The following is a 24,431-nucleotide window of genomic DNA, read 5'->3' on the forward strand; positions in this document are numbered from 1 at the left end:
AAAAATAAAACGTAAAAAATAAAACGTAAAAAAGTAAAACGTAAAAAAGTAAAACGTAAAAAAAGAAGAGAAAAGGAAACAGAGGGTTTCCTTAGATTTTCCTTTTCAATTTCAAATTTTAATGGTGTTCTTCTTCGTCGATGACCTGAACAACAGGGCTGTCCAAATATTCTTTACCGTCGATGAAAATCGATCTCCAGTACTTGAACACTTTGGTGTCGAATTCCAAAATGAAAGCGTGGCAAATCAATTCAAAGATAAAGAAGTATGTCAAAGCCAAGTGCAACCAGCGTGCAAATTCAAGACCGTTCATGTTCAGAATCGGTGAGATCCAGCCAAAGATAATCGTCAGCCAGTGAGCGATCGGAATACCGATGATACTCCAGTCGACCTTGTAAAGAACGATTCCGGTAATGAAGATCAAGAAGATACAAAGACCTTCAACAACGATGAAAATTTTGAACATCGGGTGAAGCTTGGTCTTGTAGTGACCGGTTGCTTTGTTGTAGACTGTAAATTCAGGATACTTCTCTTGCTTTCCGAAGAAGTTAAGAACCATACCTTTCAAGCGGCGGAAGTCATCTTTGTTGAAGATGTAGCCGTAGTAGAAGTGTTTGACAACACCCTTTACGCCGCCTTCTTGCCAGCCGTGGGAGAGAATTCCGTAAGGAACCAAACACCAGTTGGTCAAAATCAAGACGGGAACCATAACCATGTGTAAGACACGTGCGTTGTGGAACGTCATGATATCCCAGCCGAAGTAAATGTGCAGGCCGGTGAAGATCAAGACCAACATGGCGATGGCGTGGAACGTGTGTGTCCAGCGCTCAACCCAGTTGTATCGTTCGACTGTTTTGGTTTTCTGTGCATTTTCTGACATTTAGAAAACCTCCTCAGAATAATTCGTAATCTCTCGGAGCATTCTTTCCTGTTGCATCAATGGTGTGAATAGCACAAGCGACACACGGGTCGTAGGAACGACCGACGTGAAGAATGGCGACAGGGTTTGTGTAATCTGCGCCGCCGACATTGTCAACGCCTGAAATCGCATTACCGACAAGAGCTTGTTCAACCGGACTCGGAATTCCGTTTTCATCACGCGGGCCGAGGTTCCATGTACTCGGAACAATCGCCTGGTAATTCTTGGTTTTACCGGATTTATCTGTTGAAATCCAGTGACCGAGCGCGCCTCTGGGTGCTTCCCAGATACCCATGCCTCTGCCTTCTTTTGCAGCTCTTAAGTCAAGCGGTTCTGCAAATTTCTTTGCGGGGTCAATATCGTTGAGGAAGTCAACAATCTTGTGCGCAAGAATTGCGGTTTCCTGCATGCGGGCAAGAACTCTTGTGTAAACGTTTGCCGGGGACATGCCGTTGTCTGCGAAAGCTTTTGCAAGACCTGTAACCAACGGGTCCTGTGCGACAATCATGCGGGCAAGCGGACCGACTTCGGCAGGAATGCCGTTGTAACGCGGTGCTTTGAGCCAGCTGTATTTCTCAGTCGGACCTGCTTCGAGGTTGATTTGTTCTGCCTTGCTGACCGGAACGGTGGTTCCGTCGTACGGGTGTCTGGACGGTGTGTCGTCTTCATAGAAGGCGCACTGAATACTTTCTGTAATCTTTGTTGTGTCCAAGTCTTCGAACTTCAAGTTGCCTGAAACGACACCGGATGTCAAGAAGCGTTCACCGGTCGGGCTTTCGGGGTTGTAACCGTCTTTGGTGCTGTCGTAGAATGAACCGTAAGACAAGAAGCTGATTTTGCTCGGGTCCTGGTAACCGCCGAGTTTGTCGAGTCTTAAGCTGGCCGGAAGGCCGAGGATCTTTTCACCGACAAGTTCGGAACCGAATGCTGCAAAGAATTCAACATCTTTCCAGCCGTTTTCTCTGGAGAAGTCATTGCCGGAAGACTTGCTGATTAAACTTGCGAGGTGGTCCGTCACGAATTTAACGGCTGCGTCAGGTGATTTTGCCTGAGCGGTGTTTAAAATCCATGTGTCAAGAGGCACACCGAGTGTGTAGTTCTGAACGAATTCCATGACTTTCAAGTAAATTGCTGCGGACTTGGTAATTTCGCCAAGACCGGGTGTGCATGTGACACCGCCTGCAACGGTAACGGCCTGGTGGGGCATTTTACCGCCGAAGAGAGCAATTGCTTCCTGGAGTCTTTTCTTTTCGGGAATTGCGTTTAAGTAGCTGGTACCGACCGGAATTGCTTTGCCGTCAAGCTTGTAGCTGAGCGGCGCGAATCTGCCGAGCAATTCGTTCCAGACAGCTTGTCCGGTTGCGCCCAAACTGAGGGTGGAGCCGGTCAAAACATCTCTGTATCTCGGGTTGGCCAAATCGGGACCGAATAAAATGTAGATGTGTGTTGCATGACTTGCAATTGTGTTTGCGGCCTGAATGAAGTTTCTGACGGCAAGCGCGTTCTGCGGAACACTTTCGGCAACGCCGTAGAGGTCGTCAAGCGCATTTGTTGCGGTCATTGAGTGAGAAATCGGACAGACACCGCAGATTCTGGCAACGTGCATGGATGCGTCTCTGGGGTCTTTTCCCTGAAGCATACGTTCAAAACCGCGGAAAAGCATACCGCCGCTCTGTGCGGAGGTGATGAGACCACTGCTGTCAACTTCAGCGGACACTTTCATGTGTCCTTCAATTCTTGTTAAGGGATCAACTGTAACTTTAACCATTTTTCATCACTTCTCCTTGTTAACTCTGCGGACAGCGTGTACACCGGCTGCAACAACAGCTGCGCCGATTGCAAGAGCTGCAACGGTTCCGATGTTGACACCGAACAAAACGCCTGCGCTTTCTCTTTCAACATAGAAAGGCATGGAGCCGTTGGGGAAAATCGGTTCGACACAAGCGATACACGGGCCGCCGGCCTGCATACAAAGGCTTGTTCCGTTGTTCCATTTTCTGAGTGCACAGTCTGCGTGGACGTACGGTGCTTTACAGCCGACTTTCCACAAGCAGCCACCTTCTGCGAATCGTTCGTCAAGAACGCCGCGGTCATAGAAGCCGCGTCTGGGACAGTTGTCGTGAAGTGTGTTTTGGGGCGGGTAGAAAACTTTGGGTCTGCCGTCACCGTCTAAAACGCCTTCGAGGTTGTTTAAGTCAATCTTGCCGAGGAGCACTGCTGCGACGGTTAAGAAGAACCAGTCGGGGTGTGCCGGACATCCGGGAAGGTTGATGACGGGTTTGTTAATGCCGAGAACAGCGTTCATGCCGCCTTTCTTGTTTTCGGTTTGGTTAACGCCCATAAAGTCACAGTATTTTTTGACATCGGAGTCTGTTACTGTGATACCGCCGTAAGTTGCGCATGTACCGAGCGCGATAATTGCATTTGCATTTTTAGCAGCGTCTTCATAGATCTTTTTGAAGGGATGTGTTCCGATCATATTGATTTTGCCTGTGCCGTCGGGACCGTTTCCGATAGATCCTTCAACGACAAGGATGTAACCGCCTGCTGCGACGAGTTCTTTCAATAAAATTTCGCCGTTCAATTCAGAATTACCAACCAACTTGCCGTCAACAAAGATACCCTGCTGCGCCAAAAGCGTCTCGTGGTAAACCAAGCTGATGTTTAATTCGCTGAGTGCGTCCGCAAATTCCGGGCTGCTGCCGTTTAATGCGGATTCTGAACAGCCTGTACATTCTGCGCCGTGAAGCCAAAGAACTTTTGTCTCAGGGAATGCAGCCAACGCTTCCGTTAACTGGTTTCCGTAGAGTGAAACAAAAGAGGTTGCTCCGAGGGCAGCCACCGCCTTTAAGAAAGTACGGCGGTCAACCTTGAGAATATCAAGGTTCTTGAATTGTTCAATCATATTCAATTTTTCACTAGCCATTTGAAAACCCTCTACTGTAAACACTATAAAGTAGTAGCATCTGACTATATTCGCTATGGTGTATATAAACGTTGCCCACATCTTTAATTAAAAAACATGCAGGATTGAGCCGAAAAATGACAGTTTTAAAAAACAATTTTCGATATCTCAAACATTATTTCTGAAATTAGAGGAACCAAAACCCCGAAATGTGAAAATTTTTCGGCGAACAGAAAAGAGATACCCGAATCAGTCGAACCGACCCATTTAAATAAAAAAAGAAATTTTAGAAACATATCGTAATGATAAATGATGATAATAAATAGAGAAAAAGACGCGTTTAAAATGACAAATCCTAATACGATATGCTCCGAAAATGATGATAAAAAAATCATGTCAATAAAACTTCATTTTGAAGCGAATTGCTCTTTCGAAGAACAGGTTTATTAATAGGATGAAAGAAAACGACACAATTAATCATATATAATCATAAAATTAAGATAAAAAACAGAAAAAGAGAGGTTAAAAACATGTGTATTGCAATTCCCGGAAAAATTTCAAAAATTATTGACGAAAACAAAGCTGAGGTGGATTTCGGCGGCGTTTACAGAGAGGTGAATTTAGACCTGCTCGGCGGATCTTCTGAAATAAACGTCGGCGATCACGTTTTGGTTCACGTCGGCTACGCGATTTCAATTATTACGGAAGAAGAAGCTCGCTTAACTGCTGAAGCTTTTGATGAATTATTGGCCGCAAATGAAGCAATGGATCAGGAAGCCGGCATATAACGGGGATAATGATGACGAAAACAGATCCGTTTGTTAAAAATCCGGTGGAAGTTCAAAAGAAGTTGATTGAATCCATTGCCGCCTACCCGAAGCCGGCGCGAATTATGCACATTTGCGGCACGCACGAACGCACGATTGCAAAATACGGCATCCGCAGTTTACTTCCCGACAGAATTGAAGTTCTCAGCGGCCCGGGATGTCCCGTTTGTGTCACGCCCGATGATGACATTGACGCCGCCATTCTTTTGGCAAAAAAAGGATTAACCGTTGTCACATTCGGCGATATGCTCCGCGTTCCGGGAACAGAAGAAAGTTTGTTTGACGCGCGGGCCGAAGGCGCCGATGTGCGTATGGTTTATTCAATTGACGATGCCGTTAAGCTTGCCGAGGAAAATCCCGAAAAAGAAATCGTTTTCTTCTCAATCGGCTTTGAAACCACTATCCCGACGACAGCTGCTGCCGTTCGCCGCGGATTGCCTTCCAACTTCTCAATATATACATCACTCAAATTAACGCCGCCGGCAATCAATCTGCTTGTTCAGGACATCAATGTTGACGCATTTATCGCGCCGGGTCACGTCGCCGTGATTACCGGAACCGTCCCGTACGAAGAATTCGCGGAAAAAGGATATCCGATTGCCGTTGCCGGATTTGAATCATATGACATTCTTTTGGGCATCAAAATGCTTTTGGACCAAATGGAAGCCGGCACATCTAATGTCGAAAACGCCTACATGCGCGCGGTTAAAACCGAAGGGAATCCGATTGCCATCAAAATGATGAACGATGTTTTTGATATTGTTGACGTCGAATGGCGCGGGCTTGGGATTATTCCCGAATCGGGTTACCGTTTAAAAGAAAAATATCAAGAAAACGACGCGGCCGTCAAATTCAAAAAGATCTATGAAGATGATTTAAACAAACTTCGTGAAATCCGCAGCAAGAAGAAGAAGAACTGCATCTGCGCAACCATTCTGACCGGAAAAGCAACGCCTGCCGATTGCCCGATGTTTGACAAAGCGTGTAAACCGACAAATCCGATCGGACCGTGCATGGTCAGCGACGAAGGCATGTGCCACAGCTGGTACAAATACTGCCGCGATTAACGGAGAGACGAAAATGCATGAATATTCTCTGGCAATGGATTTGATGGAAAGCGTTTTGACGACAGCCGAAGACAACAACGCGAAAATCGTCAACCGCATCAGCGTAAAAGTCGGCAGAATCGCCCACGTCAATCCGATGCAATTGGAATTTTGTTTAAAATCCATCGGAGAAGGAACCATTGCCGAAAACGCGTCTTATTCATTTGAATATATTGACCCGGAAATTAAATGCGCTTGCGGTTATTTCGGAAAACCGGATGAGACGGAAGATGACTTGGATATGCTGGAATATCTGGTCTCTTTGATTTGTCCGCTTTGCGGCAAAAATGTGGAAGTAATCGGCGGAACGGAACTCGTTGTTGATTCGATTGATATTGATTAATAATAAATAAAACGTAAAACGAACAAAAGAAAATAAATAAAAAAGAATAAAATAAAAAACAAGAGGGATAAGAAATGTGGAATACTTTTTTGGCAACCGGACACATTATTAACATCGGCCATGATGTTTTTAAAGAAAACAGAAAGCTGGCCGACAAAAATCGCGAGACGCTTAAAAAATCAGGCGTCTTCTCCGTCAATATTATGGGAGCTATCGGCTCCGGGAAAACAACATTAATTGAAGAAGCCATCAAAGCGCTCGGCAGCAAATACAAAGTCGCGGCCATTGCCGGCGATGTAATTGCCGATATGGACGCGTCCCGCTTTGAAAAGCTCGGCATCAAGACAATTCCGGCCAATACCGGAAAAGAATGCCATTTGGATGCGCACATTGTCAATGATTTGCTCAAAAAGAATGATTTGAGCGGTTACGATATTTTGTTTATTGAAAACGTCGGCAATTTGATTTGCCCGACCGACTTTGATCTCGGCGAAGATATGAAAATCGTTGTTGTCAGTGTCAGCGAAGGAGACGACATCATTTTAAAACATCCCGTCATATTCAAGACATCTGATTTGGCAGTCATCAACAAAATTGATATTGCCGAAGCCGTCGGCGTCAATCCTGAAACGATGGTTCGCGATGTCAAATCATTAAATGATAAAATACCGGTTCTTTTAACCTCAAAAAAGCAGGAAGAAACCGTTGCCGCATGGGTAAAAACCATTGAAGATGCCATGCTTGAAAAGAAAAACGGAAATTAATTAAAAGATTCGGGAAACAAATAAGATGGCAAAAGAAAATAAAATATCAATGGAACATGGCGCAGGCGGCCAACAGATGCAGTCGCTGATCGGTGAAATCATTTTAAAGAATTTCACGAATACGTCTGCAGGCTCCGTCGGATTAGACGCATTAGATGACGGCGCGACAATTGAATTGGACCGCGATTTTTTGAACAATAACAAAAAAGCGGAACTTGTGATGACAACCGACAGCCATGTTGTGAAGCCGATTTTCTTCCCGGGCGGCGACATCGGCAAAGTCGCAGTCTGCGGCGCAATCAACGACTTAGCCGTCATGGGCGCGCGCCCGCTTGCCGTCAGCAGCGGCATGATTATTCCCGAAGGCTTCAGCATAACGGATTTGGAAAAAGTGGTTCATTCCATGAATGACGCGCTTGTTGAAATCGGCGTTCCGCTGATTACGGGCGATACAAAAACCGTTGAAGGAACCGCTTTAGATTCAATAATCATTAATATTGCCGCAATCGGCATCTGCGACGCGCCTGTTCGCGACTGCGGACTTCAAATCGGCGATAAAATGATTGTTTCCGGCTACATTGCCGATCACGGCATGGCCCTTTTGACCAAACGCGAAGGGTTTGAATTCAATTCTGATTTGGAATCCGATACGGCGCCGCTTTGGAAAATGATTGAACCGCTTTTGGCCGTTCAAACGCAAGCCGGAGAAAGAGCCGTCACCGCCATGAAAGATCCGACACGCGGCGGTGTTGCCGATTCATTAAATGAAATGGCGCAAAAAAGCAATGTCGGCATTCGAATTTATGAAGAAAAGCTCCCGATTCGGGAAGCTGTCTTTACATCATGTGAAATGCTCGGGTTAGATCCCCTTGAAATTGCCAACGAAGGAAAAGCCGTTATCGGCGTTCGACCGGAGTGTGCAAAAGCGGTCCTTAAGCTTCTGAAAAGCCACCCGTACGGTAAAGACGCGGCAATCATTGGTGAAGTCACGGAGGAAAAACCCGGTAAAGTGATTTTGATATCGGAACTCGGAAGCACGCGTTACGTCGATGTACCGACCGGTGACCCGATTCCGCGTGTTTGTTAAAAGTTTGTTGTATGGAAGAGATGGTTAACATGTCTAAGAGTAATAAGAAAAAGAGCAATAAGAGAAATCAATACATCTTTATTTACGCGACATTTCCTGCGAAAAAGACCGTAATGAAAATTTCGGAAAAATTGATTCAGAAAAAATTGGTTGTTTGTGCAAATATCAGTGAACACGATTCAATATATTCCTGGAATGAACGCGTTTATGAAGAGAAAGAATACGCCGTTTTCTTTAAAACAAGAGGCGACAAATGGAAAGCAGCCAGAGAACTCATATTGAAAGAACATCCGTATGAGACCCCGGTGATTTTAAAACTCAGAATCAGAGGTTACAGCCCCGGTTTTGAAAAATGGATGAACGACAGTTTAGACAAATAAAATTAAAATTTCAAAAATAAAAAAATAGAACCAAATGCCGGAAAAATCCGGCATTTTTTATTAATTTTATAATTTTTCATTTTTATTAATTTTTTACAATTACTTTTTACAAATTATTCAATTTGAATTCAATTCATAAATTCAATTTTTAAATTTACAAATTTAATTTTGAATTTGATTTTTAATTTAAAAATTCAATTCTTTTCCTTTGGGATATTTCACGCTGTAAACCAGATTGAAAACTTTTGATTCTCCCGGCTTCATATCGTATTCCCAAGTGACAACGCCGATATCTTCTTTATTAAACGAAAACGGCGTCGATTCTTTTGACAATTCAACCGTGATTTCTTTGTTGGAAGAAATCGGGTACTGGTCTTTTAAAACAATACGACCGGCGACGGTTCTGTTGTTTCGAACCGTCAGGCGGTAAGCGAATTCCTGCTTCATGTCACTTCCGAACAAGCCTTTGCTGCTGAATTCTTTCATCTTCTCGCGTTTGACGGTAACGCGTTTGTCTGTTCCGAGCGTCAATGACAGCTTGTCACTCGTCGAGTCGGCATTAATGTACGTCTCGCCGATGAAAGTACCGTCATAAGTGACGTTGGCAGTGCCGCTGAGCAAACCCAAGCTTTCCCAGCCGGCGATTTCTGCAATCAAATAGGTTTCGTAATCCAATTTCGGCGCGCAGTAATAGATAAATGTCGCTGGCATTTCGCTGCTCTTGAGTTCAATGCTTTGCTCTTTGCCGTTGCCCGGAATAGAATACGGCAAATCAATTTCATAAGTAACGTTTAACTGATTCTCGGATTCCGTGACGAAATCTTCCATGCCGCTTTTCAGCGTGATGACATAAGCGCCGGCAGATGCGTGAGGACCGAATTTACTGGCAGCCGTTGCCGGATCCAAAAAGACATTTTCTTTTACCATGGATTGGTCAATGGAATAGAAATAACCGGAATCAACAATCACGCCGTCAATTACATAAATCGGTTCAACCGGATTGAAATCGCAGCATTCCTCTTGATACTCCATAACGGCAGAAACTTCCGCCATTTTAGAATCATAAGAATAGTCGTTTTGAACCAAACGGGCCGCACTTTTTTGCATAATTCCCGGCACTGAAACAGGCGGGCGGTACGGTTCAACAAAATTCAAAAACCAAGCGTTAAAGAGCGGCGCGGTTTTTCCCATGCTCGGAACAGCCGTTGAAAGCGTAATTTTAACCTTTTCCCAATCAATGCCTGTTGTTTGGCGAACTTTGGCTTTAGAAATGATTTTAACCGGACTGTCGGCGGTGGCCACGTTAATGTCATGATACGGATACCAACCGGCGTTGGACGTGTAGCACCGAATCATCAAATCACAGTCACAGTCGGCAGGGGCTGAAAGGTTCAGCTTTAATATGCCTGACGCTTTTGTATTTTTTGCGGATTCCTGATTGAACTGAGCTGATAAGTCATTGATTTTTTCAAGAATCAAATTCGATTTTTCGCGGTCATCAAAAAGCGCGTCTTCCAATTCGACGGATTTGGTTTTGAAAAAGTCCAGCGCTTTCATCAATTCATTGATGTCGGCTCCTTTTTTCGGGCCGGATGTTTTCTTTTCAATGCTTTCGCGAAGCATATTCAGCATTTCCTCATTGATACGAATCGCCGTGTTGACTTTTTCATATTCTTTCTGCTGCGCTTGAATTTCTTCTTTTAATTTCTGAGCCGCCTCCCCCAAAGATTCGTCTTTCAGATAATTCACTGAAAATTCAAAAGAAGAAATAACGACACCGTTTGTCGTTTTGATTTTGATGCTTTTTTGGTCCGTGCTCGGACTGAAGCCGTCAATATAAACTTCACTGCTGCCTTTTTTGAGAGTCGCTTTTGCTGTATGCACCAATTCGGCGCCGTTATAAAAAACAGATGCTTCTTCGACTTTTGATGAGATTGTATAATTTTCCATAGCTATTGCCTCCAATAATAAATTTATTAAAATATCATATCGCTGCTGTTCACTTCGGAATCGGTTCATTGCCGACGCAGTCGATTATTTGTGTTTCCGGCATTTCCAACGGACAATGATAACGGAAATGCCCTCTTTCTCAATTTCTTTAGAACTCGCTTCAAAAAGCAACTGCATCTCATTATTTAAAACTTCTCCTGTAGCGGAGACGTCAAAATCAAAGGATTGAATCGTGGACTGATCGGGAATTGACCCTGTTTGAACGGCGGCGCGGATTAAATTTTCCGGATCATAAACCGCTTGCCCGCCCGTCATCGCCGCCGCCGAGTTATGCATCACATAAACGAGTTCGGAAACGCCTTTTTCAGCCGCTTCAATCAAACTGAGCAGACCCGAATGGAAAAAACCGAAGTCGCCGATAACGGCAATTGATTTTTTGCCGACAGCGCGGCTGACGCCGGAGCCGATACCGATGCCGGCTCCGAGCGAGACAGCGGAATCTAAAACAGAGAACGGCGCAACAATGCCGTACATGGAACAGCCGATATCGCCTGTCACCGGCAGTTTTGTTTTTTCTTTCAATCGGCCGAGCATTTCATAAAAAGCGGGATAAAGACAGCCGTCACAGAAATAAGAATTATCGGCAGGCCGCTTAAACATTTCAATATTTGTTGAAATCGGAACAGACGGCTGATTTGAATTTTCAATCGCGGATAAGATATGCGCTTCGGCCGTGCTGCCAAACGGCAAGTGCCCCGAACGTTTCCCGATGACATTTCCGTAAACCCGAATTTGATCTTCGATAACCGGTTCGGATTCTTCAATGACCAAAACCGTTTTGTGTTTTTCCAAAAATTGCCGGATTTGTTCAATCGGAAGCGGGGAAACGACACCGATTTTTAAAACAGGAATATTCGGCATTGATTTTAAAACGGCGATTGTGCGCGAATAACAAAATCCTGACGTAATAATCCCGAGAGAATTCTCGCCGCCGGATGCAGCGTTTCCAATCCGGCAAAAATCGGCGGCGGTTTTTGATAAAACAGAATCGTTGGCGTAATGTGAACGCTGATAACGCCCCTTCATTCGATATTGCCAAACATATTTGTCGGTTTTCAGGTCAGCACCCGAATCGGCAGCCGAAATATCTGCCGCGGCTTTAACTTCCGCTTCATCATTTAAAATTGCCGCCGTTACACGAACAATAACGGGTGCTTTGATTTTTTCGGATAACTGAAATGACGCCGTCAAAAAATTATAAATTTCCTGCGGTGTTGAAGGATCAAAAACAGGCGACCTTGAAAGATTGCCGTAATATCGGGAATCCTGGGAGTTCTGCGATCCCGTTACTTCAGGATCGTCGCCGACCAGAATAACGAGACCCGCGCCGATGGTGTGAATCATAGATGTCATCAGCGGGTCGGCTAAAACATTCATGCCGACATGTTTGACAACAACAAGAGACCGTTTTCCTGAAAAAGAAGTTCCGAGTGCCCATTCAAAAGCGATTTTTTCATTCATGAACCATTCAGAGGTTGATGAAAATTCGGGCGACTCCTGAAATGCTGTGACGACATCCGTTGTTGGAGAACCGGGAACGCCGAAGACGGCGCTGACATGATTGTCGGCAGCGGATTTAAGAACAGCTTGAAGGCCCGATAAAAAGGTCATGAAAAGAAAAAGGCGGGAGGAGTATATTTAGTTTTTAGTAAAAAAAGAAAAAAGAAAGCCGAAATAAATCGGCTTCGTTTAATTAATTTATTTTTTAATTTACTTTGAATTTATGTTTTGATTTATTTCAAAAATTCATCCGTAAACGGGAGTTTCATGCGTTCCGTAAATCGGTTCATCGTGTGTCGGGTAAATTGTTCCGTAGTCGGGGTAAACCGGCTGTTCGATCGGAATCACCTGAACACGCTGCCAGTTGGTCATGTTGTAGATGTGGATTTCTTTGTTAGAGAACACATACAGGTAATTATCGATGTAAGCGGAGCGGACAACGTAGCTGTCTTTGTGAACATCCTCTTTCATCAGTTTAATCTGACCGTCTTTGATTTCAAAGACATAGGCGGTGTCTGAGCCGGAAACAATCATGAGATTCTTGGCGGCGTTCCATGTAAATCCGTGGTAGTCGTAAACGCTGACATATTCGTCGGCGTTGAAGTAGAAGACATCCAACTCAACGGGGTTTGCCGGGTCGGAAACGTCGTAGAGGGAAAGTTTTGTGCGCCAGTCTCTCCAGTCGCCCGTGTAGCCGAAACCGACAAGCAGTGTGTCGCTGATCGGGTAAATGTAGCTGTAAGTGCCCTGCAATTTCATTTCACCGAGAACGGCCGGACTTTCCGGATTGCTCAAATCAATCAAGAGGAACGGGTCGCCGTCAGTGTATGTCATCAAATAAAGCGTGTTTCCGATGTAGCGTGTTGTTTGAATAGATTCACCGGTTGCGATATTGTCGAGTGTTCCGACAGTTTCCATTTCAGCGTTCAAGATGTTGACAATGGAACGAAGCGTGCTTTCTTCGGTTCTGTAATCATCGCCGACGGTTGAAATAACACGGAAGTAGCCGTCTTTTTCATCCATTGCAAACTTGCCATTGATTCTTCCGGGAACAACGCCTGAAACAACATCAAAGGTTTCCAAATTGATTTTTGTAATCGTTGTCTTCTCGGCTTCAATGATTAATGCGGAGGAGTAAGCGTTGTAGTCTTTGTAGAATGAATCATAGAAATTGGTGTATTCATCTTCCGTTAAGTCGGAAGTGTAATTGCCAATTGCTTCTGAGACAGCCATATACTTAATGCGTGTACTCAAGTCGTAGCCCATCACCTTTTTGACATATTTCATGGTGTCGGAGGACAAATAGTTTGACCCGTTTGATTCAACAAAATCCAAAAACATGATTTGAGTGTCGGGATAGTAATAGTTGGTCAAATACATGTTGTCGCCGGAGACAAAAATTGTTGTGCTGTAGGAACTGATGAACGCTTTTGTATCATCGACATCGCCTGTTTTAACATCCAATTTTGTGACATAATAAGTAATGTCGGCAGCGGGTCGGATGATCTCAGGACCGTACGGGTAGTAGCAGTCAGCGTAGGCCAATTCTTTGCCCATGTACATCATCGGGAAAACACCGAAACCGTATTCACTGGCGACAAAATACAATTTGTCTTCAATGAGGCGGGAGTCAACATAATATCCTTCATAGGATTGTTCCCACATGACTTTCGGGTTTGACGGGTCGGAAATATCGTAAGCGATGATTTTGCTTTCGTTGTACCCGGTTGCGATTGTAATTAAAAGGTCGTCTGCCAAATAGAGGTTGCCGCCTGTTTCTTTAATTTGAGAAATAATGGAAGCGGTTTCTGCGGGCATTGCATTAATGACAAGCGTGATTTGATAGGTATCATAAGTATAGTAAGGATACTTGGAATCGTCGTGAAGCGTAACATTTGTCGGATAGTACAGACCGGGCGTGTAGTAAATGATTTTGCCGTCTGTTTTGACGATATCGGCTTCATCGACATTGGCGATTTGAACGTTGGTCTTTGAATAATCAACGCCGCCTGAATTTCCGCCTCCGTCTTCTGTCATTGCGTCCATTGCCATGGGTTCCGGTGCCGCTTCGGGCGCGACGCCGGATGATTTCGCATAATTGGTTGATCCGTAAACGGATCTTCCGGATGTGCTGCCTGTTTCAAGATAATTTTTCAATTCTTTTTCTGATTTAAACGATGTCATGCCGACATTGTTCAAATCTTTATCATTGTCGGCTGATAAACAGCCGCCGACAATCACTGCGCCGGCAACGACAAGACATAAAACCAAAAGGATATGCATTTTTTTCATCATATAAACCTTCATTAAAACTTTCAACGAAATAAGAGTGCAAATATTGATTGTGAATTATTTAAAATTCATTTTTATGAATTGATAAATTTGTTAATCATATAAAATATATTGAATTCAATGTCGGTAAACTTAAATAATAAAATAAGTACAGCGGCATTGAAGTTGTATTGAAAAAAAGGGTTAGAATCTATTTATATATTTATTAAGCTGCAAACAAAATTGCAGTTAACGGACGACTTCTTGAAAAGTATATAGATACCGCCAAAGGGGAAAAATACAAAATCTAAATCCATACAGACGAAATCCATACAGACGAAATCCATACAGACGAAATCCATACAGACGAAATCCATACAGACGAAATCCATACAGACTAAATCTATACAGACCGTTCAAAATCCAAACAATTTTAATTGACATCTGCATTCTAACTCAAATATTGAATTCTAAATATTGAATCCGCGAATAGCAGGTGATTTATTGCAAACAACAACACAACTTTTGATTCTTGCTTTTTTTGTTTATTGGGCAATCATTTATTGGCTGAAAAAAAGAGGCACATTGGCGAAATACAACATTTCGGCGACCGGTCCGATTTTAATGATTGAAACAACCAAAGGTCTTCATTTATTGGATAAAATCGCGGCACCGAGATGGTTTTGGCGTTTGTTTGCAAATATCGGCATTATTTTGATGTTTGCCGGCATGATTTTCATGTTTTCGCTGGTCGTTTTTTCAGATCTTGCTCTTTTTCAGCAGGCGTTAGACGGCGTTTCGATGGAGCCGAATGAATACACCGAAATCCAAAATATTTTCCTGATTCCGGGCGTGAATCAGTTCATTCCGTTGGTTTGGGGAGCCATTGCTTTAATCGTGGCTGTTTTTATCCATGAGATGATGCATTCCGTTCTCGCCCGCGTCGAAGATATCAAGGTTCATTCCGTCGGTTTAATTGTCGCGCTGTTTCCAATCGGCGGATTCGCAAAAATTGATGAAAAACAGCTTTACGGCGATGAGTTAGACGTTTTTGATGAAACGGATATTGAATCAGAAAGCGAGTTTGATGATTTAACGGCAACAATTGAAGAAATACGCGAACATGAGAAGTTGGAAAAAAAGAGACTGGAAGAGGAACAAAATGCTGAAGAAGTTTTCCCGGTTTCTTCGGTTTCCCCGAATTCTGCCGTTTCTGAAACTTTCGGCGACAAGGTCGGCAATAATAAGAAAGAGGAACCGAAAGCCGCCACTAAAACGCAGCGTTCACGCATTCTGGCAGCAGGCGTCATGTCTAATTTCGTTGTCGCGCTGATTGCAGGCATTCTTTTCTTCGGCCCCGTTCTCGGTGCAATGGCCCCGATTGGAACGCTTCAAATCACAGATGCTGATAATCTTGCCGTGTCTTCGGGTTTAACAAAAGAAATGGTTGTGGTCAGCATTAACGGTCAAAATGTGACAGATATTGAAACCGTGAATCAGGCACTGGCAAATGTGACGCCCGGCGATGCCGTTACGGTTCGCGCGTCTTATGATCGGGTGATTGAAGAGTATGAAATTGTGACAAACGCGTCTGCCGAGAACATAAATTATGCAGGCATATTAATTCAGTCTGTTAATGCGGATTCTCCGGCTGACTCTGCCGGGTTGAAAGCGAATTCCCTCATCTTTAAAGTGGATGATGAATACTTAGTCAGCGCAGCAGACTTTTCAACAATTATGGAAACAAAGGCGCCGGGGGATACAATTCTCCTTTCGGTTCAAAATTATGATGAAAACGGTGCCGTTGTCGAAACACAAGAAATTTCGGTGACATTGGCTTCTAATCCGAATGATGAATCCAAGGCTTACATCGGAATTTATTACACGCCCGGACCGTTCCAAATTTCGCTTTTAGGCATTTCCGTCGGCGAATTTAACGCAGGCGGTTATTTGGAATACATGAAAACACTCCCGTCTTTGCTTTATTCATTTGATTTTTCAGAACCGAAAGAATCTGTCATGACGATTTTTTCCGTTTTGCTGATTCTGATGATGATGCCGTTTATGAGCATTCTCGGTGACGGATTCGGCGGTTTTTCGGATGCGATGATGCAATTCTTCGAACCTGTCGGCTGGGCTGAACCGCTCGGAATCGGCATCTTTTGGATTGCCAATCTGCTCTATTGGGTAGCCTGGCTGAACTTCTACGTCGGTCTTTTCAATTGCCTCCCGGCCATTCCGCTTGACGGCGGTCATTTGTTCCGGACATATTTTGTCAAGATTGCCGAAAAGCTCAAAATGAATCCTGAAAGAGCAACACGCATGTCTTTCAGAGCCAGCACCTACTTGTCAGGCTTTATTTTCCTGTCATTCCTGCTGATGTTCATTTGGCCGTATATCGGGCCGTATGTTCTCAGGCTCTTTAATCTGAATTAATCAAATGAATCAAACAAAATAACGTAATTAACGCAATAATAACACAGGCTTATCGGGCAATTGCAAAAACTATAAAATCAAAGACACCGTCTTTGAGCCCGATACTTCTGGGCCTATAGGGTAGCGGATATCCTGACGGACTTCGAAACATTTGCTTGTGAAGACATCCGTCGACTTGCGTTCGAGTCGCAATAGGCCCGTTTTTTATTTTTCTTTTTGTTTTTTATTTTCCTTTTTTTGATTATTTTGAAGCAAGACCCAAACACCGTTTTTTCGAAAAATGAATGAAAAAACAAAACAACCACCCGCTAATTTTCGATTTTGAATGGAGCGAAGCGAAATGAAAAATCGGAAATTTGCGGATTCGTGCCTGGCCGATACAGCAAAACTGAACCACTGCTTTACAATAAAATGTGCGTGTGCGGCACTTTTACATGCATCAGCTCTTTTTTATGGCAGCCGTTCGCTGCGCGAACGTGGGCACTGTTACCTACCATTCACTTTTGCTGTTGTTACCTACCATTTGTGTTCGCTGCTGCTACCTACCGTTCGCATTCGCTGCTGCTGCCTACCGTTCGCATTCGCTGCTGCTACCTACCATTCGCATTCGCTGCTGCTACCTACCGTTTGCATTCGCTGCTGCTACCTACCGTTCGCATTCGCTGCTGCTACCTACCGTTTGCATTCGCTGCTGCCACCTACCGTTTGCGTTCGCTGTTGCCGCCTCACCGTTTGGTACACCAACCGCTGCCGCTCGCGCGAATCGCCCGGCTTTAAAAATATTACAAAAACTGCCCCGCGTTTATAATAAATGAAAAACCCGGAATGTAAACCAGAAATTAATGAATAATAGATAAACAAAAAAGAGAAAGTAAAACGGCAAAAGCCGTTTTAAAATTCAAATAATTGAAAAAATTGAAAATGATTAGTGGCTGCCGCCTTCGCCTTTGACAATATCAACAATTGTGATTTCAAAGACAAGCGTTTCGCCGGCAAGTTCGGAATTGAAGTCGATGACGATTGTTGTTTGTGTGATTTCTGTAACGATACCTTCAACAACAGCACCGGTTCCGGTAACCAACATCAATTTATCGCCGACTTCGGGTGTTGATCCGAGGCTTTCGATAACATCAGTTTTGTTGTATGTCACGACCATGTCAGGATTGTACGGATAAGCGTCTTCAGGCGAAATGGTCACGATTTTGGTTTCGTGAGATTCCATGCCGATAACACCGTTTTCAAATCCTTTTATAACTTGGTGACTGCCGACAACAAATGTCAAAGGTTCTCTGCCGTCTTCCCCCTGATTGGAGTCAAAAACGGTCCCATCTACACGTTTCCCGACATAATGAACAGAAACGGTGTCGCCCTCTTGTACGCCGTGGTCAGAACTGATCGCCGGTCCCGGATAAAGGACAACTGCAATAATTGAGAAGAGCAAAAGGACGGCAAACAAACCGCCTACAATTGCCAACATTGGATTTACTTTTTTTGCCATATGTATAACCCGATATGATTATTAATAAATTTTAATTAATTTATAACTCTGTAAATCATAAATCATAGAATCATGAGTAATAAACATGATAAATCAAAAACACCGTCAAACACGATGAGTTTGAAAAATGTTTGTAAAAACCGAAATAAGATAAACAAATTTCAGACATTCCTGCGTTTGTATGAAGTACAAAACAATAACAGGTATCAATTGATTATGAAAAGAATCCTTTATTTAAAAAAGTTACCTTTGGAAAAATTGATTTTCGCTGTTTCAAACGGTTTTAAAAAACGGAATATATAAATAAAACAGATTGAATTTATCAATACATAATTATAAAATTTACGAGAATCAGAGAATTCAACAGAATTTTTACAAAATAAAAACTGAGAGGGTAAAAAATGGAAGAACAAACCGGAAAAGAAATTGTAAAAAGTATCGGCGACAAAATGGGTTTTACACCCCACGTTCTTGAAACTTTAGCAGAGATTGATGAAGATTTTGTCAAGCGTTACGGCCGCTGTGACGGCAGACTTTTGACAGACGGCGTTCTCCCCGCAAAAACAAAAATTTTAATGGCGCTTGCAGTTGTCGCTTCCAAGCAATGTGAATCATGCGTGATGTCACAGATGAGAAGCGCCATTCACAACGGCGCCACCAAAGAAGAAATCATGGAAACAATGGAAGTGATTTCCATCACATCCGGCGCGCCTGCCGTTGCCGCCTGCCGTGAAGCTTTAAAAGTGCTTCTTCTGGAAAGCAAAACAGAAGGCGGCAATTGTCAAAGAGATTAAACAAAATTAAAACAAAATGAAAAGATGATAAAAATGAAATTTCATCTTTCTTTTTATATTTTTGAAAAACCACTTTTTTTATAAAAATAATAAATGCCGCCGATTCCTGCAATATTAATGACCGCAATCAGCAGGTAATAAATCGGTTTCATGTATTTTGATGAAATTTTGGAATCGGATTGCGGAAGAACGTTTGAAATCGGCAAAAGGGAATCGGATGATTTGATTAAATAATCTGATAAATCAATTGATGTATCAGACGTTATTTGAAATCTGATCTCAGACTGAACATATTTCATTTTTGAATCGGCCGTATCCCATTTCAGCAAATAACTTCCCGGTGTCAGTCCGGCGATTGAATATTGTGAAAAAACGGCGTTTCGATTAAATCCCAAAGAATTGAAAACTTCAGATTCGCCGTCTCCTGTCAGTTGAAACAAACGAATTTGAACAGGCTCAGGCGCTTGAAGATAAAAAGCCGCTTTTTCTTTCGCCGGCAGAACTTTTCCTTTTGAAAATCGCGGATGTGTTTGAATATTGAATAAAGACAGCAAAGTCGGCGCAATGTCTTCCTGCCCTGTTTGTTCATAATAAACAACATTTTTCTGAATTGAATTTCCGTAAACGATAAACGGAATATTCAAAGATTCTTTGGTTTTGGAATATTTGGTTGAACTGTGCCCGCCGCCTTTTTTGTTCTGTTCTTCAAAAGCCATGCCGTGATCGGCCGTCAATAAAAAGAAAAGATTATTGCGGCGGCATTTTTCAAATAATTTCTCCAAATCTTTGTCCAATTTTTCAACAGCATCCAAATAAGCAAAATAGCCGCGGTAATGCCCGGTTGAATCGACGGCGCCGACGCTGATGACAAGAATAAATTTTTGCCCGGGATATTTTTCCATCACGGATAAAACTTCGCAAGCGGTATCCAATCCCCAGCGATTGTAACCGGCATACTTCTCACTGGTGTCTTTTGTATTAATGTAGGACAAAGCGCGGTTTTTCTGAAAATTAAAAACGGAAACGATGTCATTGATAACAGCTTGATTCGAGCCGTTAAATGAATTTTGCTGAATTGTAAAATCCATATTGTTGACCGAGTTTGTTTTATCATAAATGATGACATCGAATTTGCTGCGCATCGATTCGAAATCCCCGCGCTGCATGATTCCGATACATAAAAATCCCTCCTCCCTCAAAACATCCATAACCGTTGACTCCGCGTACCCGACAATTTCCGCATCCGCTGAAGGATTTCCGGTAACAAGAACAGAATGACCTTTTTCAGTAACAGGAACAGGAACTTTCATTTGAGAAATTCGGAACCCGCGATCCCAAATATTCGGCAAAACGGAAAGAGAAGCTTTTTGAACAGATTCGCCGGAAAGTGTTTCGCCCTTTAATTCGGGAAACAGATAATATGAACCGAGCCCGTCAACGATTAAATAAACAGCCCCGTCGGGTAAAGTATTATTTTCATTGAGATTTGTGTAAAACGTATTATTCTGAGGCTGACCGGAATCGGCCGCAAAAGCAGGGACGGAAAACGAAAAAAGAATCGAAAGAAGCAAAACGCATAAAATGAAAGATTTGATTGATGGTTTGATTGATAGTTTGATTGATGTCATGAATGGGACAAAATGCCTGAAACATAATTAATTGCCGAAATTTTCGAAACAGAAAGCTTTAAATCAAAACTAAAATGTATTTTTCCGACATAGGACTGTCCCTCATGAAAATTAATCCCCGCTGCACTTATTGTCTTTTATCGCGCGTTCATTACCAATGCAATCTCGTCACAGACGATGCCGATTTGATTCATAAAGTTATGAAAGAATGTATTTCTGCTTTAGGTGATGAATATGACCCGTCACGAACATCAACGCACATCGGAACCGCAGTTCATCGCCGCTGTTTTGAAGTTCTTGAAAATCACGACCCGTATAAAGAAGTAAAGGAAATGAACACCAAAACGGCTTTGGAACTTCTCCCGTCTGTTCAAAAAATCATATACGGGGAAAATGAAAAAGGAGAAGCTTACACTGTTGAAAACAGTCCGCAGCCGTTGGAAGAAACGTTTGAAAAAGCCGTTTTGGCCGCGGTCATCGGGAATTATTTTGATTTCGGCGTTATGGGGCTTGACGCTTCCGACGAGGATTTCAAACTGAAATTTGTTTCATTTTTTGAAAAAGGATTGGACATCAATGACACAAAAGAAATGATGAACCGACTCCAAAAAGTTGTTTATATCACCGACAATTGCGGCGAAATCGTTTATGACCGCGAGGTTTTGAAAGTCATTAAACACATTCAGCGTCTTCAATATGAAAACGAAAAAAACGAAAAGAAAAACGCTGAAGCTGTCCTCCCGGAATTAATTTTGGTTGTGAGAGGTGAGCCGATTTTGACGGATGCGACAAGAGCAGATGCGGACGAGTTGGACATGGCATCCGTCGCTGACCGTATCTTAACAACGGGATCAAACGCAATCGGTGTCATACTTGAAGAAACACCGTCAGAAACAATAAAAGCAATGGAAGAAGCAACAATCGTCATCAGCAAAGGCATGGCGAATTATGAAAGCTTATCGGATGAGAAGTCTATTCGGCCGATTGCCTATCTGTTGAGATCAAAATGTGAAGCGATTGCCGAATCGTTGGGTGTTGAGATGGGAGAGTCCATTGCAAAGCTGGAAATCGAATAAAAAAATGAAAATCAAACCGGATAAGATAAAAACAAAATAAAAACAATAAATGAAAACAGTAAAAATCCGATTTGCAACAATTATAAATAAACTATCCGCCTTGGTTTTAAAAACCGTGTTTTTGGTTTGTTCGAATTTTTGAAATAAAAATTATTATTAAACTCATTATTAAAATTATCAAAATTATTAGAATTATTATTTTAAAAGAAGCAGGTACAGATGGACATGTCTAAAGTTAAAGTCGCTATTAACGGATACGGCACAATCGGCAAACGCGTTGCTGATGCTGTTGCGCTCCAGGATGATATGGAAATAATCGGGATTTCAAAAACTCGCCCGAACTTTGAAGCCAAAACGGCTGCAATGAAAGGATACAACATTTATGCGCCTGCCGACAAAATTGATTCATTTAAGAATGACGGATATACAATTGCCGGTTCCATTGAAGACATGGTAAAAGCAGCCGACATCGTTGTTGACTGCACGCCCGGAAAAATCGGCGTCTCCAACAAAGCGCTCTACGAAAAAGAAGGCGTGAAAGCCATTTGGCAGGGCGGTGAAAGCAAGGACATCGCACCGATTTCATTTAATTCGGAAGCAAATTATGCCGATGCCATCGGTGCCGATTACGTTCGTGTCGTTTCCTGCAACACAACAGGCCTTTGCCGCGTGATTTATCCGTTGGATCAAAAATACGGCGTTGAAAAAGTCCGCGTCACCATTGTCAGAAGAGGCGGCGACCCGGGAGACATCAAAAGCGGCCCGATTGACGCGCTTGTTTTAGACCCGATTAAATTACCGTCACACCACGGACCGGACGTTAAAACCATCATGCCTCATATCAATATTACATCGGCGGCAATCAAAGCCCCGACTTCTTTTATGCACCTTCACGTCCTGAATATTCAATTGAAAACGGAATGCAGCGCAGAAGACGTGAAAAACTTATTCGCATCCCGCCCGCGCATCAGAATGATTGCCGACGGCATTTCCGCAACGGCGCAGATCATTGAATTTGGCCGCGATTTGGGGAGACCGAGAAACGACATGTGGGAAAACTGCGTTTTCAGAGATTCCGTCTCTGTCGACGACGGCGAACTTTACTTCTTCCAAGCCATTCATCAGGAATCAGATGTTATTCCCGAAAATGTTGATGCCATTCGCGCAATGATGTCACTTGAAAAGGATAATTTGAAATCCATTGAAAAGACAAACAAATCAATGGGCATCGGCTTTAAATGCTGATAATAAAAGAACAAAAAGCTAAAAGGATAAAAAGCTAAAAAAACAAAAGCTAAAAGATAAAAATCAATGCCTCTCCCGTGAAACAATCATGTCTGTTGAAATTGTCATTCAAAATGATTGGGCGGAAAAATATCGCCCGAAAACGTTTAAAGATTTAATCGGCAACAAAAAAGCCATTCATGAGCTTCGCCTGTGGGCGGAAGAATGGGAAAAAGGCGTTCCCGAGAAAAAAGCTGTCATTCTTTACGGGACGGCAGGCATCGGCAAGACATCTTCCGCTGCGGTTTTAGCGGCTGAGATGGGATGGGAATACGTCGAGATGAATGCCGGTGATCAGAGAACGGCAGACGTGATTGAACGCATTGCGGGAATGGCATCCAAAACGACCACGCTTTTCAGCCACGAAGTCGATGAAGACGGGAAAAAATCATCCGGCAGAAGACTGATTGTTTTGGACGAAGCGGATAATCTGCACGGCACGTATGACAAAGGCGGCAGCAAAGCAATTGCTGACGTGATTGATAAAACAACGCAGCCGATTTTGTTGATTGCCAATGATGTTTACGGCATCACGCAAACGATTCGCTCCAAATCTATGGAAATCGAATTTTCAAGAATTCAAACGCGATCTCTTGTTCCGGTTTTGACAAAGATTTGTCAAAATGAAGGCATAACAGCCGCTGAAAGCGCGATTTTGAAAATCGCCGAGAATGCAGGCGGTGACGTCAGAAGCGCAATTAATGATTTGCAGGCAGTAACTGTCGGCAAAACGGAAATTGCCGATGAGGACATTGTCATCTCAGGCAGAGACGTGAAAGAAACGATTTTTAAGGCTCTTGTGAAGGTCTTTAAGGGACATCACCGCTCTGACGCTTTAGACGCGGTCAAAACGCTTGATGAAACGCCTGAAGACTTGATTTTATGGGTGGATGAAAATCTGCCGATTCAGTTCCCGAATCAGAGTTCCGACGGGAAATCCGCAAACGGCATCAATCCGGATGTTGCAAACGGATATCAGGTTCTCTCAAAAGCAGATTTATACCTCGGGCGCGTGCGCCGCCGTCAAACTTACAGAATGTGGCGCTATGCCGGTTTTATGACAACAGTCGGCCCGATGTCTGTTCGTTCCAAAGACTATTCAGGATTTATCAAATATACGTCGCCGTCGAAATGGAAAAGGATGGGGCAATCGCGTTCCGTTCGCAATATGCGTGACAACATCGCCGTTAAAATTTCGGCGCGTCACGGCAAATCCATGCGTGTCTCCCGTAATGAAATTATTCCGTATTACCGGAAATTGATGGAAAATGAAGAATACGCCATTGCGCTTGCCGGTGAATCTGATTTTGACATGGATGAATTGGTTTATCTGTTAAAAGCAAAATCCGCGACGAAGAAAGTTCAGTCGGTTTATGAAAAATCCCGCTTTATCGCCGATGCTAAACGACCGGCAGAACCGGAATTCTTTAAAACGCCGGAATCGGAAAAAAGAAGCACGGTGGCAGCGGCAGATAAAAATCAATTGACACTTGAAGAAATCACGAAGAAAAGTGAAGAAAAGAAAGCGGAAGAAGAACAAGCTGCCGCAAAAACAGAAGAAAAACCGAAAAACCAAAAGAGTTTATTCGATTTTTGATTTTTT

Annotated in this window: 20 protein-coding genes and 1 tRNA gene; 13 read left to right on the forward strand and 8 right to left on the reverse strand. The window is 43.2% G+C overall.

What is annotated here, in order from left to right:
• Positions 1 to 118 precede the first annotated feature (118 nt).
• From C7391_RS00175 to C7391_RS00185, 3 genes are read right to left on the reverse strand one after another with little or no spacing between them, the layout of a single operon-like run.
• Positions 119 to 880, reverse strand: a complete 762-nt coding sequence (locus C7391_RS00175; RefSeq protein WP_133516534.1) for a cytochrome B — start codon at positions 878 to 880, stop codon at positions 119 to 121.
• 13 nt (positions 881 to 893) lie between these two features.
• Entirely contained in the window at positions 894 to 2,687 is a 1,794-nt protein-coding gene (locus tag C7391_RS00180) for a nickel-dependent hydrogenase large subunit (RefSeq protein WP_133516535.1), read from the reverse strand.
• A gap of 6 nt (positions 2,688 to 2,693) precedes the next feature.
• Complete coding sequence (locus C7391_RS00185) at positions 2,694 to 3,845, reverse strand: hydrogenase small subunit (RefSeq protein ID WP_133516536.1); 1,152 nt, start codon at positions 3,843 to 3,845, stop codon at positions 2,694 to 2,696.
• Between the two features lie 509 nt (positions 3,846 to 4,354).
• Between C7391_RS00185 and C7391_RS00190 the strand changes: the two genes are divergently transcribed.
• The 6 genes from C7391_RS00190 (at position 4,355) to cutA (ending at position 8,331) form a co-directional block, all read left to right on the forward strand.
• Positions 4,355 to 4,612 (forward strand): HypC/HybG/HupF family hydrogenase formation chaperone, encoded by a 258-nt coding sequence (locus tag C7391_RS00190; RefSeq protein WP_133516537.1) that lies wholly within the window; start codon positions 4,355 to 4,357, stop codon positions 4,610 to 4,612.
• Positions 4,613 to 4,623: 11 nt separating this feature from the next.
• Positions 4,624 to 5,718, forward strand: coding sequence for a hydrogenase formation protein HypD (gene hypD, locus C7391_RS00195; RefSeq protein ID WP_133516538.1), 1,095 nt, complete (start codon positions 4,624 to 4,626; stop codon positions 5,716 to 5,718).
• 13 nt (positions 5,719 to 5,731) lie between these two features.
• Positions 5,732 to 6,100 carry a hydrogenase/urease maturation nickel metallochaperone HypA gene (locus C7391_RS00200; protein WP_133516539.1) on the forward strand — a complete coding sequence of 123 codons (369 nt, stop codon included), beginning with the start codon at positions 5,732 to 5,734 and terminating at the stop codon, positions 6,098 to 6,100.
• A 74-nt stretch (positions 6,101 to 6,174) separates the two neighbouring features.
• Positions 6,175 to 6,864, forward strand: coding sequence for a hydrogenase nickel incorporation protein HypB (hypB, locus tag C7391_RS00205; protein ID WP_133516540.1), 690 nt, complete (start codon positions 6,175 to 6,177; stop codon positions 6,862 to 6,864).
• Positions 6,865 to 6,889: 25 nt separating this feature from the next.
• A complete protein-coding gene (hypE, locus tag C7391_RS00210; RefSeq protein WP_133516541.1) occupies positions 6,890 to 7,951 on the forward strand; it encodes a hydrogenase expression/formation protein HypE in 1,062 nt (353 codons plus the stop codon).
• 29 nt (positions 7,952 to 7,980) lie between these two features.
• Positions 7,981 to 8,331, forward strand: coding sequence for a divalent cation tolerance protein CutA (gene cutA / locus C7391_RS00215; RefSeq protein WP_166627329.1), 351 nt, complete (start codon positions 7,981 to 7,983; stop codon positions 8,329 to 8,331).
• 186 nt (positions 8,332 to 8,517) lie between these two features.
• Here the strand turns inward: cutA and C7391_RS00220 are convergent, their stop codons facing one another.
• The 3 genes from C7391_RS00220 to C7391_RS00230 form a co-directional block, all read right to left on the reverse strand.
• Positions 8,518 to 10,281: a DUF4139 domain-containing protein gene (locus C7391_RS00220; protein WP_166627330.1), complete on the reverse strand. Its 1,764-nt coding sequence runs from the start codon at positions 10,279 to 10,281 to the stop codon at positions 8,518 to 8,520.
• 84 nt (positions 10,282 to 10,365) lie between these two features.
• Positions 10,366 to 11,952: a thiamine pyrophosphate-dependent enzyme gene (locus tag C7391_RS00225; RefSeq protein ID WP_133516544.1), complete on the reverse strand. Its 1,587-nt coding sequence runs from the start codon at positions 11,950 to 11,952 to the stop codon at positions 10,366 to 10,368.
• A gap of 135 nt (positions 11,953 to 12,087) precedes the next feature.
• Complete coding sequence (locus C7391_RS00230) at positions 12,088 to 14,136, reverse strand: beta-propeller domain-containing protein (RefSeq protein WP_166627331.1); 2,049 nt, start codon at positions 14,134 to 14,136, stop codon at positions 12,088 to 12,090.
• A 480-nt stretch (positions 14,137 to 14,616) separates the two neighbouring features.
• On the opposite strand from C7391_RS00230, the gene C7391_RS00235 reads away from it, so the two are divergent.
• The 3 genes from C7391_RS00235 to C7391_RS00245 all read left to right on the forward strand — a co-directional run bounded on the left by C7391_RS00235 (position 14,617) and on the right by C7391_RS00245 (position 17,363).
• A complete protein-coding gene (locus C7391_RS00235; RefSeq protein WP_133516546.1) occupies positions 14,617 to 16,548 on the forward strand; it encodes a site-2 protease family protein in 1,932 nt (643 codons plus the stop codon).
• A gap of 109 nt (positions 16,549 to 16,657) precedes the next feature.
• Positions 16,658 to 16,748 (forward strand) — tRNA-Arg (locus C7391_RS00240).
• A 234-nt stretch (positions 16,749 to 16,982) separates the two neighbouring features.
• On the forward strand, positions 16,983 to 17,363 hold the full coding sequence (locus tag C7391_RS00245; RefSeq protein WP_133516547.1) for a hypothetical protein: 381 nt from the start codon (positions 16,983 to 16,985) through the stop codon (positions 17,361 to 17,363).
• A gap of 110 nt (positions 17,364 to 17,473) precedes the next feature.
• Here the strand turns inward: C7391_RS00245 and C7391_RS00250 are convergent, their stop codons facing one another.
• Entirely contained in the window at positions 17,474 to 18,046 is a 573-nt protein-coding gene (locus tag C7391_RS00250; RefSeq protein ID WP_133516548.1) for an FKBP-type peptidyl-prolyl cis-trans isomerase, read from the reverse strand.
• A 401-nt stretch (positions 18,047 to 18,447) separates the two neighbouring features.
• Here C7391_RS00250 and C7391_RS00255 point away from each other — a divergent pair, with 401 nt between their 5' ends.
• The gene (locus C7391_RS00255) at positions 18,448 to 18,840 is read left to right on the forward strand and encodes a carboxymuconolactone decarboxylase family protein (RefSeq protein ID WP_133516549.1); all 393 of its coding nucleotides are present in this window, start codon (positions 18,448 to 18,450) and stop codon (positions 18,838 to 18,840) included.
• A 53-nt stretch (positions 18,841 to 18,893) separates the two neighbouring features.
• Here C7391_RS00255 and C7391_RS00260 read toward each other — a convergent pair whose 3' ends face one another.
• Entirely contained in the window at positions 18,894 to 20,468 is a 1,575-nt protein-coding gene (locus C7391_RS00260) for a sulfatase-like hydrolase/transferase (protein ID WP_133516550.1), read from the reverse strand.
• A 104-nt stretch (positions 20,469 to 20,572) separates the two neighbouring features.
• On the opposite strand from C7391_RS00260, the gene C7391_RS00265 reads away from it, so the two are divergent.
• The 3 genes from C7391_RS00265 to C7391_RS00275 all read left to right on the forward strand — a co-directional run bounded on the left by C7391_RS00265 (position 20,573) and on the right by C7391_RS00275 (position 24,425).
• Positions 20,573 to 21,544 (forward strand): damage-control phosphatase ARMT1 family protein, encoded by a 972-nt coding sequence (locus tag C7391_RS00265; protein WP_133516551.1) that lies wholly within the window; start codon positions 20,573 to 20,575, stop codon positions 21,542 to 21,544.
• A 225-nt stretch (positions 21,545 to 21,769) separates the two neighbouring features.
• Positions 21,770 to 22,789 carry a type II glyceraldehyde-3-phosphate dehydrogenase gene (locus C7391_RS00270; protein WP_133516874.1) on the forward strand — a complete coding sequence of 340 codons (1,020 nt, stop codon included), beginning with the start codon at positions 21,770 to 21,772 and terminating at the stop codon, positions 22,787 to 22,789.
• 88 nt (positions 22,790 to 22,877) lie between these two features.
• Entirely contained in the window at positions 22,878 to 24,425 is a 1,548-nt protein-coding gene (locus tag C7391_RS00275; RefSeq protein WP_223610924.1) for a replication factor C large subunit, read from the forward strand.
• Positions 24,426 to 24,431: the final 6 nt, after the last annotated feature.

Source organism: Methanimicrococcus blatticola, assembly GCF_004363215.1.
In the GTDB taxonomy this organism is placed as follows: Archaea; Halobacteriota; Methanosarcinia; order Methanosarcinales; family Methanosarcinaceae; genus Methanimicrococcus; species Methanimicrococcus blatticola.